Origin of the sequence: Variovorax sp. WDL1 (genome assembly GCF_001541225.1) — a bacterium.
GTDB lineage: Bacteria > Pseudomonadota > Gammaproteobacteria > Burkholderiales > Burkholderiaceae_C > Variovorax.
This window is the reverse complement of record NZ_LMTS01000232.1, coordinates 16,210-32,450: the sequence shown is the minus strand read 5'-3', so window position 1 is coordinate 32,450 and position 16,241 is coordinate 16,210. Positions and strand designations below refer to the sequence as shown.

Below are 16,241 nucleotides of genomic sequence, written 5' to 3'. Positions count from 1 at the left end.
CACTTGTCTCAGACCGCTGTGTGTTCAAACGAGCGGAGCCGGCACTGGGCCCAGTAGTGGGCGCTGCCACAGGCTTCGATGCCGACTAGGAATGGCCGGCGATTCCCGAAGTATTCCTTGACCTTGGCGCGCTTGATTTGCAGGTTGACGATCTCACCCGTTGCCATGTCCACGGTGTGCAGCTGGAACACTCGTTTTGCAATATCAAGTCCGGCCACCTGCTGGCCGTTCAAGGTCCCGATCACTTGACCGGCGTGCGCTCCTGTACGACTCATGATGAATTCTCCGCAGTGTTTGTGAAGATCGTGGTCTATCACGCTCGAACAACTTGATGCCGTACCCTTCACAGGTCTGCCCATCCGAACGCCTTCTGCTCCCGGCAGAACACGTTATCCCGTTCCGCTGCGCTTACAAAAGCGGACTGGGTTGGGAGGCATCCATAGCATCTCAATGGGCACGGGCCCGGCTCCCGAAGGAGCTGAACAGCCGCATCAACGAACTACTTCCGCACGCACCTGGCATCCGGTGCGCTGAGCGAATCCACTGCAGGCGCGTGCGCCGCGTCCTGCATCGTGCTCATTCTTGGTCAGTATGTGTCGGATCATCAATGCCAGCTTTGCGGGCAATGGCGAGCGCTGACACTTTGCTGGATGCGCTCGGCGCGGATGGGATGGAAGAACGTGCAGAGGGCCCATTGTCCAGGCGATGGTGCAAGCTGACTGGCATCAAAGTGTGGACTAAAGTGTTCCCGCCATGCCTGCCTTTTCGATGACAGGTGCCCACCGGCGTCGCTCCTTCGCCATCAAGGCGCTGAAGTCCTCGGGGGACCCACCCACTGGCTCCTGATTCCCGTCCATCAACCACTTGCGCATGGTGGGGTCGGCCAACGCCTTGTTGAGTTCGACGTTCAACCGTTGCACCGTTGCTGGCGGCATGCCGGCCACTCCCACCAAGCCGAACCAGGCGGTGAGGTCGAAGTCGGGGAACCCCGCCTCCTGGAACGTCGGCACTTCAGGCAACCGTGCCGCGCGGGTGGGTGCGGCAGTGGCAATTGCACGCAGCCGGCCCGATTTGATGATCTGGGTGCCGTCGCTGGCCAGCACGAACATCATGGTGGTCTGACCGCCAATGAGATCGGTCGTGGCCGGCCCCGACCCCTGGTAAGGCACATGGATCATGTCGATCCCTGCCATTTCCTTCATCAACTCGCCCCCAAGGTGGGTGGCGTGGCCGTTGCCTGGCGAAGCGAAGCTCAACTTGCCGGGGTTTGCCTTGGCCAGGGCAACCAACTCCTGGAGTGTTCTTGCGGGCACGTTCGGGTTCACGGCCAAGATGTAGGGCTGTCGCGCAATGACGCCGATGGGGGCGAAATCCTTTTCAGGCTTGTAGCCCAGGTTGCGATAGGTGATCGGGTTCAGGATTGCAGTGCTGGTGGATATCAGCGCGATCGTGTAACCGTCGGGCGCCTGCCGGGCCGCGTACTCCATGCCAATATTGCCGGCGGCCCCGGCGCGGTTTTCGATCACCACGGGTTGTCCCAGGCCCTTGGACATACGCTCGCCCGTCTGACGGGAAATGGCATCGCTGCCGGCGCCGGGAGGAAACGGCACGATAAAGCGGATCGGCTTCGTCGGGTAGTCCTGCGCATGCACCATGACAGGCGCGAGCGCCAAACCAGTCAGCGCGGCGGTAAATTGACGTCGGTCCATGGGTTATGTCTCCTAATAGATGAAGTTAGTCCGAATGGCTTGGAGGATTCAGCATCGCCGCGTCTGAGCCTGCAGAAAACACCAGGCGCCCCGAGGGTTCAAAACGGGCGGTCAACGCGCTGCCGATGCGGGGGTGCAGGCTGTCCGGGCCGGTCAGGGCGCTGGTGAGCCGCGGGCCCTCCTCCAGTTCCACGACCGCGACGGCATATGGCGGAGTCAGTGCAGGGCCGTACGCAATGCGGTACACCGCAAATGAATGCAGGCGCGCCTTTCCGCTAGCCGGCAGCCACTCCAGGGCAGCACGTGGGTGCTGGCTGCACAGTCGTTGCGCGAAGCTCAAAACCCGGCCGCACACACTGCAGCATGCGTAACGCAGCGACCTCGCTGCAACAAAGCGCAAGAATTCGGGCGTGTAGGAGGAATGGGGCGTCATGCGTTTCTCAGAGCGTCGCCCGAGGGCTGACCAGCAGCGCCGCGTGATAGTCCAGCCGCCCGCCGCTGCCGGTGACCAAGATGAGTTCATTGCGGGGCACCTGCCTCGCACCGCCCTCGCCGCGCGCCTGGATGACGGCCTCCGACACCGGCGTCATGCCCTGCAGGTAGAAGCCCGACAGATGGCCTCCTCCCGTGTTCACGGGAAGTTGGCCGCCGGGCGACGTTTGGCCGTCGTGCACGAAGTCCGGTGCCTGCCCGCGCGGACACAGCCCGTAATCTTCCAATGCCTGAAGACCTACATAGGAGAAGGCGTCGTAGATTTGCGCGCTCTGGACGTCGAATGGGCCTATGCCCGCCATGCGCCACAGCGCGGCGGCGGCCAGTGCGCCTCCCGTCTCTATCTCGGGCTCGTTGCCGCGAAAGTTACCCCGCCCGGCATGGCCTTGGGCGAAGGCATGCACATAAACCGGTGGCTTCGGCAGGTCGGGTGCGCGCGCCACCGTTGTGAGGATGACCGCGATGGCACCATTCACAGGGTAGGCGCAGTCCAGCATGCAAAAGGGATCGACGATGGAGCGCGCATGCATATAGCCCTCCAGGTCCAGCGGCTCGCGCAGCATGGCACGGGGATTGAGCGACGCCCACCGTCGGCTGGCGACTGCGTATCCGCCCAAGGCGCTGCGCTGCAGCCCGAACCAGTCCAGATAGCGTTGCGCCGCCAGCGCATAGGGTCCTGCTGCGCCGAACAACCCGTATTGCACTTCCCAATCGTCCAGACCCGAAAGCTGCATGACCCCTTTGTACGAAGCCGCCCCCGACGCCCTGCCGGGTCGCAGCGGCACGTCGCTGAAGACACAGGCGACGGTGCGCGCCAGACCATGGTGCAGATAGAGGCTGGCTTGCTGGATGGCGCCGACGACCGACGCTCCCTCGAGCTGAAGATCGCCCAGCAGGCTGAGGTCGCCCAGACCCAGATCCAGCCGGAGTCGCAAGGGCAGTTCGGATGAGGGCGCCGAAGGGCTACGGCAGATCAGCAATCCGTCGAGGTCGGCCAGTCCGAGCCCGCAATCTTCCACGGCAGACACCACGGCGTCGATCGCGAGGTCGCGCGGTGTGCCGATGTCGCCGCGTGAGAACTCGCTGAAACCGAGCCCAACGATCGCGGAAAAAGGCTGGCGAGCGGTCATTCGGCCGCCTCAGCATGACGGGCGGCGTGTGCCCACGGAAGCTTCTCGCGCTGGGAATCGACCCAATCCTTGATGGCCCGCTTGTCGATCTTGCCGGTCACGGTCTTGGGCAATTCCTCCATCGTCATGACGTGCTTGGGCAACTCCATCCGGCTGAGCTGGGCCGCGGCGAAGGCACCCAGTTCCGCCGTGGTCGGCGCCGGGTGACCCGGACGCTGAGACACCACGGCCACCACGGCCTCACCCCAGTCAGGGTGCGGCGCACCGACCACCGAAATCTCGCGCACCGCCGGATGCCGGCTGAGCACGGCTTCGACGCTTGCGGGAAAGACGTTGACGGCTCCGGTGATGATGAGAAACTTCTTGCGGTCCAACAGGTACAGGTAGCCTTCTTCGTCGAAGCGCCCGATGTCGTTCGTGTGCAGCCAACCGTCGGCGAGTGCTTCCTCCGTTTCGCTGGGGCGGTTGTGATACCGCAGCATCGTGGTTTCGCCGCGCAGCCACACCTCGCCGGCTTGTCCCGACGGCAGTTCCGTGCCTTCTTCATCCCGAATTGATATCTGGTACATCCCGCCCACCCTGCCGGCCGAGCGAAGCAATTCGCTGCGCCCCTTGAGGCCCAACTCGTGGTCGGCCGGCGTCAGGTGCGACACCCAGCCGCCCTCCGTCATGCCATAGGTTTGCATAAGCCGGCAGCGAAATGTTCCCAGGACCCGCTCGATCAACCCCACCGATGCCGGCGACGAACCGTACATCAAAAGCCGCAACGAGGAGAGCACTTCGGGCGTTGCGCCGCACCGATCCACGAGTCGCCCGATGATGGTGGGCACCAGCAAGGCGGTGGTGATTTGGTGGCGTTGGGTTTCTTCGATGAATGCGTCGATCTCGAATGCCCCGTCCGTGATGATGGACGTCATGCCATTAGTCAGGCCGATCATGTTCAGCACGCAAGCCATCCATGATGACGCCGTCGCGGCGTACCACACGTCGTCGGTGGTGAGGCCGCGCGATATGGCGCCCTGCATGATGATGAGCGCCACGCTGCGGTGACTGTGCACCACGCCCTTGGGCACTCCGGTGGAGCCGGAGGTGTAGCTGATGACGAGCGGTTCGCTGTCGTGGAGTTCGATGGACGCGATTGGCGTGGAGCGCGCCAGAAGGTGCTCGTAGCCCATCACATGCGCGTCTCCCCGGCCGTAGACCACCACCTCGATCGGCAGATCGACAAGCGCGAGCGCGGCGCTCAGCTGCGAGATGCACTGCTGCTCCACCAACACGACCTTGACGGCGCAATCCTTGAGGATGTGCGCAATCTCGGCGGGGGCGTATCGCCAGTTGATGCCGACGCGCACCAAGCCTGCCTTCATGCAGGCGAAGTAGTGTTCGTAGATCTCGAGTGATTCCTGACCCAGGATGGCGACGCAGTCTCCGCGCCGCGCCCCGAGGGACATCAGACCAGCGGCCAACCGGTCGGCCCGCTGGTTCATTTCGGCCCAGGTGCGCGACACTGCTCCGCACCGGTAGGCCTTTTTGCCTGGGTAGTTGCGGCTTACCCGCTCCAGCATGATCTTGGGCAACAGCATGGAATGCGCCGCCTTCAGATCAGAAATGCCATGCTCGGCAGCGGGCCCGCAGCATTGAGGAGGTCGACGCGCTTGTAGAACATCCCAAGCGATCCATCGGCGCGCGCGCGCAGCCGGTACTCGTAGCGGCCCGCCCAAAGCACAATCTGGTGCGTCGACTGCACACGGTACTCGTACAGCGCGAAATTGGCGTAGGCGCGGGTTTCGGTGTCCGAGATCGCCTCCATTTCGATGTTCGACAGCAAGCGGCGCATGGGCGACACTGGCTGCTGCGACAAACGCCGCCCTGTCTTGAGCTGGGCAATCCGGTTGCCAAGGCGTGCACGGTGGTCCGCCAGGATCGACAGCGTCGTGTCGGGGTCGGGGTTGGGCCCTCCTCCCGGAACCCAGTACAGCATGTCGTCTTCCAGCAGCGCTTCCCATTCGTCCCAACGGGATTCGTCTGCCAGGCGCGCTTCTCGCACCAGGAAATTCAGCACCGCCTGGCACTTGGCCGGGTCGAGATCCACCGGCATAGCAGCCACGTGCTCGATGACAGAAGCGTTCATGACTGCATTGCCTCCAGATAGCGCGACCAGAACCCGCGGTTCGTTGTCTCGTCGCTGATGTGGCCCCAGATGGCCCCGTCGTCATGGGTTTCCTCGCGTCCGAGCCCACGGCTCAGGTCCAGCCAGCCTCCACGCCCATCCAGCGCCGTCTGCTGGCGCTCTGAAATGATGGAGTCGTCCGCGAGCAGGAATGAGGACGGCCCCATGGCCGCCTGCGATTGCCGGATGATGCGGGTGTTGATTTGCTGCGCGACGCCGTCAAGCAGCAGCGGCGTGTGCCACAGCACGCATTCGTTGACGGAAATGGGCTGGAAGATGGCGACATTCATTTCCCCCAGGAACAGGTTGGGGAAGATCGACGCGTGCACGGGGCCTTCCATCAGCTTTTTGATCGCCGCTTCCTCACCGTACGCCGCCTTCATGTCGGCCACATAGTCGGGCACCTTCTCTTCGGTTGTGCCCAGCCATTGCAGCGGGCGGTCATAGGAGGGTGCGTGCTCCAGTGCGACGTGCCCCCTGCCCCAGTCGACCGCCTTGGAGCGGCGCTGATCTTCGCCCTGGGCGAGCATTTCGTACTGTGAGTTGGGCGCGAATGTGCGAAGGAACGACGCATGTGTGAACGGCGCGTGATAACCGTCGGTGGAATTTTCAGGCAGCATTTTCCAGTTCGCTTGGAAGTGCTGTTTGACCCAGCCGGCATTTAGCAAAATCCGCCCAGTGGGCGAGAGAGAGACCGAGCGCTCTATCAGATGTTGCGCGTTGCCCAGGTGCTCGCTCAATGGCCCCGCGTCGGGATTGAAGCTGGCAAACACGAAGCCGCCGCATTGGTCCACAAGTGCGGGCTTTTGCAGGCTCAGGCAAGCACGGTCCTTTGCCTCACCGCCGCGGTAGGGGACACCCGCCAGTTCGCCCGCGTGATTGAATGTCCAGCCGTGGTAGTCGCAGGTGAAGGCGCGCGCAGTTCCTTTCTCACGCGGGCACAACAGATTACCGCGGTGGGTGCACCGGTTCGCCAGCACGTTGATGGCGCCATCGCGGGCACGCACCATGATCACCGGCTCTCGCCCGAGCATGCGGGTGAGATAGTCGTTGGGGTTCGGAATCTCGGATTCGTGGCCCACAAACACCCAGCCGCCGTAAAACAGCTTCTTCATCTCTTCGTCGAACACTTGCGCGCTTGTATAGACGCTGCTGTGGACGCGGTCGCGTTCGATCAGCGCGCCGTAGTCGGGGGGGCTGTGAGAATAAATAGGGATCGTGGGGGGAAGTGATTGGGAGCTGATTTGCATGAGCGGTTTCCGGTCAATGTCAAAGCGGGGGCAGCAGCGGTCCTGACTACACATACAAAAACGACTTGAGGTGTTGAGTAGGCGCGCCAGACCGATTAAAATTACGTTATGCGTAATGTTTACGCCATACGTAATAAGAGACCTTATCGCATGCATCCATCACACGCAATCAGTAAAAACCACGTGGCCGGCGTCGCCGGCCGGCGCGGCGTTGAATCGGTCGAGGTGGCAGGGAAGCTGCTGCAGGCGATGGTCCAACTGGCCGGCAAAGCGCGCCTGAAAGCGCTGGCGAACGTGACGGGTATCGCCCCGGCAAAGCTCCACCGCTACCTTGTCAGCCTGCAGCAAGTGGGTCTCGTGCGGCAGATCCAGGAAACCCAGGAATACGCATTGGGGATACTGTCGTATCAGCTCGGCGAACTTGCGCAGCAAGGGGCCGACATTGTGGACATGGTGGCGCCCGCAGTCGCGGATTTCTCGCGGCAGCTTGGTGAAGCCTGCGGCGTGGCCATGTGGACCCAACAGGGCGTGACGATCGTGCGCTGGTTCGGCGTCCATCGCGAGGTGTCCATCACGTTGCGCCCGGGTACCGTGGTGAACATCACGACTTCCTGCACAGGCTGCGTGGTGGCCGCCCATCAGCCGCGCACCCTTACGGAGCCACTCGTGCGCAAAGACCTTCAAAAGGCAGGTCGCCTGGACGACAACGCAGTGGAACAGGTCTATGGGCTCTACGAACAGATAAGACGCGACGGCATCGCCGCCTCGCACGGGACGCGCATCGTCGGCATCAATGCGTTGAGCGTGCCAGTGTTCAATCGGTTTGGCGAGCCAGCGCTGGCGGTCACCACCTTAGGGCACGAGTCCACGTTTCCCGCGCTGCCCGACAGCGCGGAAGCGGAGAAGCTGAAAGACCTTGGCAGACAACTCACGGCCAACATGGGCGGCACGCCGCCGAACGCGCCCTGAACCGTCGTCGACCTGGACTCAAAGTCCGAAGCCCTTCACGTCCGTTTGGTGGCCGTAGTAATCGCCCCGGTAGTACTCGGCCTGGGCCGGTGCATCTCGGCCCTGCCAGCCCAGCTCCCATAGCCAGCCTGAGGGGTTGCCGAAATAAAAGCTGACGGCGCCATCGTTGGAGTGGCGGCCGAGCCTGCGCACGATGGGTATGCCCTTCTCCTGCACGATATCGAGCGCCAGCCCCAGATCGTCGAGACTTGTGTACTCGAACATCAAATGGTTGATGCGCTTCTTGCCCTGGTAGCCGTGGCCGAAGGACACGGTGTGCTGACGCCGGTTGCAGTGCAGGAACACGGGCCGCCGCTGCGGGCCACCGGGCGTGTCGAACTTGTACTCGACGCCACCGCGCATGCCCAGCAACTTGTAAAACCCGTAGGCGGCATCGACATCCGGTTCGCTCAGAAAGCAATGCCCCAACCCGTGTTCCCCGGTCAGGAACTTGCCGTGCAGCGGTCGGCCGGGGTGGAACGGACGCTGATTCTCCACCTCGGGTCCATAAAAGATCTCGGTGGCGATACCGGCGGGATCGGACAGCTTCAGCAGCCCGAGGACGTTGCGCTCTTCCGATTCTTCTTCCGTGCCGCGCTGAAACGCGACATTGGCCTGCGCGAGACGCTCGGCCATGCCTTCCAGCGCATCCGCATCGGCCACGCGCCAGCCCAGGTAGCGCACATCGTCGGTGCCGTCCTTTTGCACGTCGATCCGGTGGTGCCAGGTGTCCAGGCGCAGTTGGAAGCCTTCGTCCGTGCCGCCGCGCACCTCCATGCCCACCACTTCCGTGGCGTAGAGGCGCCAGGCGTCCAGATCACTGACACCGATGCCGACGTAACCCAGTTCGGTCACGTCGCTTGCCGGGTTGCGGGGAAGGTGTCTCGTGTTCATGGCCGGCCGTAGAAATCGAGGACGAGTTGGTTGAAGTGCGCGGCGCGGTCGATATGGCTCCAGTGTCCACACTGCCCAAACAAATGAAGTTCCGACTTCGGAATGAGTTTGAAAAGGCGCTCGCTGGTTTCCACCGGCACCACCCGGTCCTCGCGGCCGTGAATCAACAGTACCTCATTGGCGATCGCCTTGATCTGTTCGTCCGGCGTAATCATCGCCTTCATCTTTTGCTCACGCGAACCCGGGAAGAGCTTTTCGAAAGTGCTCTGGTAGCCGGCGCGCGTGCTGGTCTGGTAGCGCAGTTGCACCGCCTCGTCCGTGATGCTGTCCGGGTAGAAGGTGAAATTCTTCAGGAGCGTACGCATGCGTTCCACGGCCGGCTCGTAGCCATGGCCCGCGTTGAAAGCCGCGGGCGCGGTGAACTCGGTACCGATCGACCCCATCAGAACGACCCGCGACACGCGCTGCGGATGGCGTGCGGTGACCGCCAGAGCCAGGCCGCCGCCGAACGAGTTGCCCAGCAAATGCGTCTGCTCGATGCCCATGGCATCGAGGAAGCCGATGACGTGGTCCACCCAATAGTCAAGCGAATACTGCGCGTCTGGCGGGCAAGCGCTGTAGCCGAACCCAACCATGTCCATGGCGATCGCTCGGAAGTGCCGCCCGATCTCCGGCATGGTGTAGCGCCAGTTGGCGTAGCCCGACACCCCGACCCCGGAGCCGTGAAGCATCAGCACGGGGAAACCGCTGCCGGCTTCGTGATAGTTCGTCTGTATGCCCGAGGCATCGACCGATCTGCCGATGGCAGGGCTTGAAGTACTGGTCATTCATGGCTCCTTTGAATGTTGTCTGCCAACAGGGCGATGGCAAGTTGCATGGCGATCGGGTCGGCGTGGCCGGTACCCGCGATGTCGTGCGCGCAGCCATGCGCGACGCTGGCGAACAGAATGGGCGTTCCGATCGTGAGGGAGGTGGCGCGCAGCGGGCTGACGAGCTTGATCGGGATATGCCCCTGGTCGTGGAACATCGCCAGGTAGGCATCATGTTTGCGCTGACTCAGGACCAGGTCGGCGGGAAACGGCCCTTCGATGCCGAGCCCCTCGCCTTGCAGGAGAGCGGCGGCCGGCTTGGTGACCCGCTCGTCCTCGCTGCCGAACAGGCCGTTCTCGCCTGCGTGGGGATTGATGCCGAACATGGCGATGCGCGGGTTGGCGCAACCGAGGGAACGCAAGGCCTTGTCTGTGGCACGGGCTGCCCTGGCCACCAGCGCCGGCGTCATGCGCGCCATGGCACTGGCCACCCCTTCATGCAGGGTAACGTGCGCGATGCGCAGTCCGTCCGCCACCAGCATCATGAACGTGTCTTCTCTCGGGGTGCCCGTCATCTCGGCGATCAGCGGCTGGAAGCCGGCGAACGGAATGCCTGCCATGTTCACCGCGGTCTCCGAGCATGGGCAGGACATCACGGCATCCACCTCTTCGGCCTGCGCCAGCTTCACCGCCTGTCTGACGTATTCGACCGTCGCGGCACCGGCGGCCGCGCTCAACTGGCCCGGAACGTAATCGGCCGGGCCCAGGCTCGGCGTCGCGCAGACATCGATGCGATGCCCGGCAGGTGCGTATCGGCGAAGGTTGTCTTCGATGACGATCGCATCGCCGACGAGCACGATCCGAACGTCGTGAGCTGTCGCGGCCGCGGCCTTCACGGCGATCTCGGGACCGATGCCGTTCGGGTCGCCGATGGCGATGGCAAGCCGGACTGTCATCGCCGCCTAGAGAGGGACCGCCAGCAGCGTGTCGACGCGCGAACTGTCGCAGACCACCACCCGCTCTTTCAGGCGAAGCTCGCCTGTGGGCGTGCTGGCGACCGTGTCCAGGTAGATGCCCGAGGCGAAGAGGTCGCTCTGGCCGGTGCGCATCGTGCGGATCACCACGAAGTCGGTTTCGGCCTTGACCACCGCGCCGTCGTCGGATGCGATGTGGGGCATTCCCAGCAAGTGCCGGTAGCCTTGGCGCTCATAGATGTTCGCTTCGCGCAGCGCCTGCACCCGGTCTTCGAGCATGCCCTTGCTGGATGCATAGATGAGGGAGCCGGCCAGCCCGTCGGCGTGGTTCTCGCGCGTGGTCACCCGGTAGATGCACTTGTCTTCGAAGTAGCCCGGCCACTCTTCGAGGCGGTTGTCGGCCAGGCTTCGCGCATAGCGCGCGTTGAGCCGCGCCAATCGGTAGGTCAGCACCATCTCGTCCATGTCAGACCTCCATGTAGGCGCGATAGGCCTTCCAGAATCCCCTGATGGACGACTCCGTCGCCCGGAAATCCTGCGTCTTGGCTTCGAAACCGCCCAACTCGATCACCGACTCCATGTCGTGCGCGCCGGCAATGCCGCGCTGGACGAAGTTGCCGATGGCTCCGTCTTCCATCGACACGTAGCCGGCCGGGCCGACCAGGTTCGATTGCTTCAGCCGCATCTCGCGCAGCTCCGGTGTGTCGTCCGCAAAGCCGATGTAGGTCCAGTGGAGGTCCATCGAATCGACGCCCTGGGGCACGATCTGCCGAACGGCCAGGCAGTTCTGGATCTGCTGCAGTACGAAACCTGGAAACACGGACAGGATTTGCACGTGAATGCCGTCGCCGATCTCGTCCTGCGACGCCAGCATGCTTGCGTCATGCAGGCGATATCCGTCGCGACTCGACCTGTGCGCGTCATACGCCGTGTCGGTGGAGGAAGTGGTCTCCGGCGTCTTCACGGAGGCGCTGGCGTGATGCGCACCGGAGTCGCTGATGACGACACCCCCCGCTTGGCTCAGGCGCGTGATGTTGAATGTCGTGAAGAAAAGATGCAGCAGGCTGGCATGGTACGTGTCGCGCACGTTTTCGGCATAGAGCTTCCAGTTGTTCGGCAGCACCTGCGTGAAGCGTCCGATCACCTCGAGTGGCTTGAACAGCACCCGGTTGATCTTGCCCACGATGTCATCGCCCAGATACTCCTCCAGCGTAGGTACGTCCTCCGACAGGCTGGCGAACACCAGGCCCGCAAGCGTCGCGACGCGCAGCTTTCGGGGCCCATGGTGCTCTTTGCAGAAGGAGTCGGGCATGCCGCCCTGGCCCCGCACGCCTTTTTCGAAGGCGACGCCGACCAGGTTGCCCTTGCGGTCGTAAGTCCACGCGTGATAGACGCACTGGAACTCGCTGGCCGTGCCACGGTTTTCGAGGCAGATCAGCGCGCCGCGGTGTGCGCACCGGTTTTCGAAGGCATAGATCTCGCCGTCGGATTCACGGACGACGATGACCGGCGTGTTGCCGATGAAGGTGGATTTGAAATCCCCGGCCCTCGCCAGTTCGACCTCCAGCGCAACATAGTTCCATGTGTCACCCTGGAATATCTTTGACTGTTCCGCGCGGTAGATCTCGTCTTCCGCGAAAACCCGATATGGCACGCGCGCTTCCCCCTGGGGGGGCCATCTGACCAGCGGCTGTTCCGCGGTTTTTTCCATGTTGAAAGACCTTTTTCAGGATGCCGTCGTGACGAAGGCATCGGAGTAAAAATTCGCGGCAGGCAAGTGGCGCTGCTTGACGAATGCTTCCCGGGCGGCGGCCACCAGCGCGGGCGCGCCGCACACGTAGACCTGCGTGCCCGCCAACGTCGCACAGTCGGCCAGGACGGCCTCGTGCACCAACCCACGGCGAAGCGGCGCGTTGCTGTCTTCGTCGGAGATCACGCCCGCGAAGCGGAAGTGCGGGTGCTTGCGCTGCCACTTCTGCACCTGCTCCATGGCGTAAAGGCCGCTCGACTGCCGTGCGCCCCAGTACAGCGTGAACTGCCGGTCCGGATGCCTGGGCAGGGCATCTTCCAGGATCGACTGGATCGGAGCGAAACCAGTGCCTCCGGCCACTAGCACCACCGGTTCGCCCGGTGCCTCGCGCAGGTAGAAATCGCCGAAGGGAAGTTCGACAACCACCTCTTCGCCGGGCTCGAGGCGGGGCAGGATCTGCTCGCCGAACAGACTTCCGGGCAGCACGCGCACGTGCAGTTGCGCGGCATCACTCACGCGCGGCGGATTGGCCAGCGAAAAGCTGCGGGGCTCCTGACCTTCGATCAGCACCCGCAGGTATTGCCCTGCCTTGAATGAGGCACGCACGCCGGCCGGGAAGCGCAAGTCCACCACCGTGACGTCGGGAGCAGCCATGCGGCGCCGATACAGCTTGGCATTGACGCGCTTGCGCGCGGACAACTCGACCCGCTCTGCCCGGCCCGGCGCGACGCGGATGTCCGTGAGCGCCCGTGTGCGGCAGAGCAAGGCGGTGCCGTCCGCGTCTGCAGGGGGCGAGACCTCGCCGCCCCGCACCGGCGCGCGGCAGGTTTCACAGATCCCTCGCCGGCACGAGTAAGGAAATTCCCAGCCGGCCGCCGCTGCCGCATCCAGCACGGTTTCGCCATCCGCGCAGTCGAAGGTGCCCAGTTCGTCGCCGGTGGGCGTCTCGATCACACAGGTGTTCATGCAACCCCGTCTGCGGCTTCGTAGCTCGCACATGCGGCAATGACGTGGGTATAAATACAAAAAGGCACCGTATCTCCTAGTTCTGTGGTGTATCAAAGAGCGATACGCATGTATTGCTGAGCGAGAAATCATATGGTATGGTTCCACCCCTGTCAATCGCACAGGTCGAAAGTCGCCCATGTCTAAACTCGCTGATCCGGCCCCTTTGGTACCCAACGCCGGCGTCGGCGCACTGCCGTCGGCGGGGCCATCATCGGTGCAGGCGGTCGAAGTTGCGTTCGCGGTGCTGCAGGCTTTGGCCGATTCGCCGGAGCCGGCCGGCGTCAGTGAACTGGCGCGGCGCCTGGGCCAGACCAAGGCGCGCGTCTACCGGCACCTCGCGACCCTGCGCGAGCTGGGATTCGTCGAGAAGGACGGCGCCACTGACGACTACCGGCTGGGCTGGAAGATGTATCGCCTGGGCATGGCGGTCGCCGATAACTTCGGCCTTCGGAAACTCGCGCATCGCCACCTCATTCGGCTGCACAACCAAAATGGGCAGACGGTCGTGCTTGCCATGCCGGCGGGCGCGGACATCACAGTGCTCGATTCGATCGAAAGCAGCGCCTACATCGCCATCACCGTGCGCCCGGGCTCGGTCATGCCGGCCGCCTCTTCGGCGCTGGGTCGGGTGATCCTTGCATTTCAGCCGGAGGCATCCCTTGCCCTGCCGATCACACCGCTCACCAAAGACACCCCGCTGGATCCTTTGCAGATCGAGCGCCGCCTGGAGTTCGTGCGCGAACGCTGGTATGAAGTGGCCCGCAACCAGCGGATTCCCGGTGTGGCGGCGCTCGCGGCACCCGTATTCGACGACTGCAATCGAATCGCAGGTTCCGTGGCGTTGATCGGCTCGCACACAGTGATCACCGACCCGCCATCTGAGACTTTGTTGCAGCAGGTGCAGCAGGCTGCCGCGGACATCTCGAGCGAGCTGCGATCGACCGCATGGCAAGGCGACCGGCGCACGCTCGTCGAGAGCCTTCGGCAGGCGCGGGAACAGTCGGATGTGCGCACTGCTGGGCGTCGGAAAATTTCTTCCTGACCACAATCAACCCCGGAGACATGATGAGATTCGATCCACCCCTGACGCGGCGTGCCGCGTGCATGCTCGGCGTCGCCGCATTCGGCGCATCCTCACCCTTCGCGGCTTTCGCACAGGCATATCCCGCCAAGCCCGTGAAAGTCATCGTTACCTATGCGCCGGGGGGCGCCAACGACATCACCGCCCGCATCTACAGCCAAATCCTCGCCGAGCGGCTCAAACAACCCTTCGTTGTCGAGAATCGGCCCGGCGCAAGCGGCATCACAGGTACTACCTTTGCTGCGAAGTCGGACCCCGACGGCTACACGCTCCTGCTCGGCGCGGGGGGCACCATGACCATAAACCCCGGTCTCTTTACGAACCTGAGCTACGACCCGCTAAAGGACTTCGTTGCGGTCGGACTGGCCTCCCGTTCGCCGCTGGTCATGGTCGTTCCGGCGTCGCTGCCGGTTCGCAATGTGGCCGAGCTGATCGTCTACGCAAACTCCCGGCCCGAGGGCATCACATTCGCCTCACCCGGCGCGGGCACGCCGCTACACCTCGCGGGTGAACTCTTCAGCCGGCAAGCACGCATCAAGGCGCTGCACGTGCCCTACAAGGGGAGTGCCCCGGCCATCACCGATTTGATCGCGGCTCGTGTGGATCTGATGTTCGATGCAGCGAACAGCTCGGTACCGTTCGTGCGCTCAGGCAAGCTGCGCGCGCTCGCGGTCACCACTTCGAAACGCAGCGACCAGTTGCCAGACGTACCTACGTTGCAGGAAGAAGGATTGAAGGACTTCGATGTCAGTTCCTGGTTCGGCCTGTTCGCACCCGCCAATACCCCGCGCGAGATCGTGACCCTGCTGAATGCCGAACTGGCCACGGCTGCGGCCCTGCCAGAAACAAAAAGCAGGTTGGCACAAATCGGACTTGAGGCGACGACATCCTCCAGCAAAGAACTGCACGACATGGTGAAGCGGGAACAGGTCAAGTGGAAAGAGTTGATCGAGCAGGCAAACATCAAGGCCCAGTAGACGATAGGTTTGTTGCGCCACCGCTCGATTACCGATGGTGAGTGAAACCGGTGTTGAGATCGTTTTTATGGGGATCTGTTTGGCACCCGTTCTTGATCTCAGCGCCGATGGGCTGGACTTCATGGCCCCCGCACCTGGCATGCAGAGGCACAATGGGATCGACCCTGCCCACGCTGCAGGTGGCCTGGGGCGGCTCGCTACCCAAGTCTTGCCATGTACCGTGTGGGCCCGAAAGCCCGATTCGTCCCAGAAGAAAATATCCGCGCGTTCACGCTTGTACCGGGTCGCAAGAGCCGGGTAGGACTTCTGGCCCGTCAACCGAATTCGTTGGCATCGGCCCCGGCTACTTCGCCTGCATGCTGCTGTCCGACATGGGCGCCGACCTGGTCACCATCCGGTGTCCGATGCCAAGGCGGCATGCCCGCTGGACCGTGTGAATCGGCAGTTCAGGGCTGAGTGTCCGGGCGGATTCAACCGGTCGTCACCACCTTGAAACATGGAGATGTTCTATCAGTCGACCATGCATGCAAAGGTCCCATTCCGGCCAGCTGCTGAGCCTGCCCGCGATCGTCAAGGTTTCCAGGGGCTCGACGGGTGGCGGGATGCGGTCGGGGCCGGGGCAGCAGGGCCCCTACGGGATGATTTTGGCCGTAAGGCGTTGTATTGCTGTGTCCGTTACAAATGCAGGAGGTTCAGCTTGTCGACCCTTGCCTGCATTTGGCTATCCTCGATCAACCCAATCACACAGAGAAGCAATGGCAACCACTCCGCAGCTGTCCTTCCAGGAGGTCAAGACGCGCCGCGTCTTCGAGGAGATCTGCGCGCAGATCCGCAAGCGCCTGGCCTCCGGCGTGCTGAAGCCCGGCGACAAGCTGCCGGCCGAGCGCGACCTGGCGGTGGAATTCAAGGTCAGCCGCCCGGCGGTGCGCGAGGCCTTGCGCACGCTGGAGATCTCGGGCGTCGTCTCCCTGCAGAAGGGCGTGAAGGGT

16 protein-coding genes and 1 pseudogene are annotated in these 16,241 nt (G+C 63.3%); 4 read left to right on the top strand and 13 right to left on the bottom strand.

Features of this window, described 5'->3' with window-relative positions:
- Nucleotides 1–44: 44 nt before the first annotated feature.
- The 7 genes and pseudogenes from APY03_RS28175 to APY03_RS28145 all read right to left on the bottom strand — a co-directional run.
- A pseudogene (locus APY03_RS28175) lies at nt 45–278 on the bottom strand (IS110 family transposase); the annotation flags it as partial.
- 459 nt (nt 279–737) lie between these two features.
- Nucleotides 738–1,709: a Bug family tripartite tricarboxylate transporter substrate binding protein gene (locus APY03_RS28170; RefSeq protein WP_068682133.1), complete on the bottom strand. Its 972-nt coding sequence runs from the start codon at nt 1,707–1,709 to the stop codon at nt 738–740.
- 25 nt (nt 1,710–1,734) lie between these two features.
- A complete protein-coding gene (locus tag APY03_RS40715) occupies nt 1,735–2,142 on the bottom strand; it encodes a Zn-ribbon domain-containing OB-fold protein (RefSeq protein ID WP_162487268.1) in 408 nt (135 codons plus the stop codon).
- Nucleotides 2,143–2,149: 7 nt separating this feature from the next.
- Nucleotides 2,150–3,331: a thiolase family protein gene (locus APY03_RS28160; RefSeq protein ID WP_068682129.1), complete on the bottom strand. Its 1,182-nt coding sequence runs from the start codon at nt 3,329–3,331 to the stop codon at nt 2,150–2,152.
- Nucleotides 3,328–4,914 (bottom strand): class I adenylate-forming enzyme family protein, encoded by a 1,587-nt coding sequence (locus APY03_RS28155; RefSeq protein ID WP_068682127.1) that lies wholly within the window; start codon nt 4,912–4,914, stop codon nt 3,328–3,330. The genes APY03_RS28160 and APY03_RS28155 overlap by 4 nt, the downstream gene beginning before the upstream one ends.
- Before the next feature lie 14 nt (nt 4,915–4,928).
- Nucleotides 4,929–5,462: an aromatic-ring-hydroxylating dioxygenase subunit beta gene (locus APY03_RS28150; protein WP_068682125.1), complete on the bottom strand. Its 534-nt coding sequence runs from the start codon at nt 5,460–5,462 to the stop codon at nt 4,929–4,931.
- Nucleotides 5,459–6,751: an aromatic ring-hydroxylating oxygenase subunit alpha gene (locus APY03_RS28145; RefSeq protein WP_068682123.1), complete on the bottom strand. Its 1,293-nt coding sequence runs from the start codon at nt 6,749–6,751 to the stop codon at nt 5,459–5,461. Before APY03_RS28145 ends, APY03_RS28150 begins: the two co-directional genes overlap by 4 nt.
- A 183-nt stretch (nt 6,752–6,934) precedes the next feature.
- Here APY03_RS28145 and APY03_RS28140 point away from each other — a divergent pair, with 183 nt between their 5' ends.
- Nucleotides 6,935–7,720: an IclR family transcriptional regulator gene (locus APY03_RS28140; protein WP_068682121.1), complete on the top strand. Its 786-nt coding sequence runs from the start codon at nt 6,935–6,937 to the stop codon at nt 7,718–7,720.
- 18 nt (nt 7,721–7,738) lie between these two features.
- On the opposite strand, the gene APY03_RS28135 is transcribed toward APY03_RS28140, so the two are convergent.
- From APY03_RS28135 to APY03_RS28110, 6 genes are all read right to left on the bottom strand, one after another.
- Nucleotides 7,739–8,614, bottom strand: a complete 876-nt coding sequence (locus APY03_RS28135; RefSeq protein ID WP_232081450.1) for a VOC family protein — start codon at nt 8,612–8,614, stop codon at nt 7,739–7,741.
- A 35-nt stretch (nt 8,615–8,649) separates the two neighbouring features.
- Nucleotides 8,650–9,480, bottom strand: a complete 831-nt coding sequence (locus APY03_RS28130; RefSeq protein WP_068682117.1) for an alpha/beta fold hydrolase — start codon at nt 9,478–9,480, stop codon at nt 8,650–8,652.
- A complete protein-coding gene (locus APY03_RS28125; RefSeq protein ID WP_232081449.1) occupies nt 9,477–10,358 on the bottom strand; it encodes a PdxA family dehydrogenase in 882 nt (293 codons plus the stop codon). The genes APY03_RS28130 and APY03_RS28125 overlap by 4 nt, the downstream gene beginning before the upstream one ends.
- Nucleotides 10,359–10,424: 66 nt before the next feature.
- Nucleotides 10,425–10,901 carry an aromatic-ring-hydroxylating dioxygenase subunit beta gene (locus tag APY03_RS28120; protein ID WP_083944610.1) on the bottom strand — a complete coding sequence of 159 codons (477 nt, stop codon included), beginning with the start codon at nt 10,899–10,901 and terminating at the stop codon, nt 10,425–10,427.
- A 1-nt stretch (nt 10,902) separates the two neighbouring features.
- Nucleotides 10,903–12,147: an aromatic ring-hydroxylating oxygenase subunit alpha gene (locus tag APY03_RS28115; protein ID WP_068682114.1), complete on the bottom strand. Its 1,245-nt coding sequence runs from the start codon at nt 12,145–12,147 to the stop codon at nt 10,903–10,905.
- A gap of 15 nt (nt 12,148–12,162) precedes the next feature.
- A complete protein-coding gene (locus APY03_RS28110; RefSeq protein WP_068682113.1) occupies nt 12,163–13,152 on the bottom strand; it encodes a 2Fe-2S iron-sulfur cluster-binding protein in 990 nt (329 codons plus the stop codon).
- Between the two features lie 205 nt (nt 13,153–13,357).
- On the opposite strand from APY03_RS28110, the gene APY03_RS28105 reads away from it, so the two are divergent.
- The 3 genes from APY03_RS28105 to APY03_RS42785 all read left to right on the top strand — a co-directional run.
- On the top strand, nt 13,358–14,236 hold the full coding sequence (locus tag APY03_RS28105; protein WP_180988680.1) for an IclR family transcriptional regulator: 879 nt from the start codon (nt 13,358–13,360) through the stop codon (nt 14,234–14,236).
- Nucleotides 14,237–14,259: 23 nt separating this feature from the next.
- Complete coding sequence (locus APY03_RS28100) at nt 14,260–15,252, top strand: Bug family tripartite tricarboxylate transporter substrate binding protein (RefSeq protein ID WP_232324447.1); 993 nt, start codon at nt 14,260–14,262, stop codon at nt 15,250–15,252.
- Between the two features lie 755 nt (nt 15,253–16,007).
- Nucleotides 16,008–16,241, top strand: a 234-nt coding sequence (locus tag APY03_RS42785) for a FadR/GntR family transcriptional regulator (RefSeq protein WP_198161318.1), incomplete at its 3' end; no start/stop codon positions are given.

What these genes read in the sequence shown, in the direction of transcription:
- APY03_RS28170 (WP_068682133.1), bottom strand. Translation starts at nt 1,709, where the DNA reads ATGGACCGACGTCAATTTACCGCCGCGCTGACTGGTTTGGCGCTCGCG.
- APY03_RS40715 (WP_162487268.1), bottom strand. Translation starts at nt 2,142, where the DNA reads ATGACGCCCCATTCCTCCTACACGCCCGAATTCTTGCGCTTTGTTGCA.
- APY03_RS28160 (WP_068682129.1), bottom strand. Translation starts at nt 3,331, where the DNA reads ATGACCGCTCGCCAGCCTTTTTCCGCGATCGTTGGGCTCGGTTTCAGC.
- APY03_RS28155 (WP_068682127.1), bottom strand. Translation starts at nt 4,914, where the DNA reads ATGCTGTTGCCCAAGATCATGCTGGAGCGGGTAAGCCGCAACTACCCA.
- APY03_RS28150 (WP_068682125.1), bottom strand. Translation starts at nt 5,462, where the DNA reads ATGAACGCTTCTGTCATCGAGCACGTGGCTGCTATGCCGGTGGATCTC.
- APY03_RS28145 (WP_068682123.1), bottom strand. Translation starts at nt 6,751, where the DNA reads ATGCAAATCAGCTCCCAATCACTTCCCCCCACGATCCCTATTTATTCT.
- APY03_RS28130 (WP_068682117.1), bottom strand. Translation starts at nt 9,480, where the DNA reads ATGACCAGTACTTCAAGCCCTGCCATCGGCAGATCGGTCGATGCCTCG.
- APY03_RS28120 (WP_083944610.1), bottom strand. Translation starts at nt 10,901, where the DNA reads ATGGACGAGATGGTGCTGACCTACCGATTGGCGCGGCTCAACGCGCGC.
- APY03_RS28115 (WP_068682114.1), bottom strand. Translation starts at nt 12,147, where the DNA reads ATGGAAAAAACCGCGGAACAGCCGCTGGTCAGATGGCCCCCCCAGGGG.
- APY03_RS28110 (WP_068682113.1), bottom strand. Translation starts at nt 13,152, where the DNA reads ATGAACACCTGTGTGATCGAGACGCCCACCGGCGACGAACTGGGCACC.
- APY03_RS28100 (WP_232324447.1), top strand. Translation starts at nt 14,260, where the DNA reads ATGAGATTCGATCCACCCCTGACGCGGCGTGCCGCGTGCATGCTCGGC.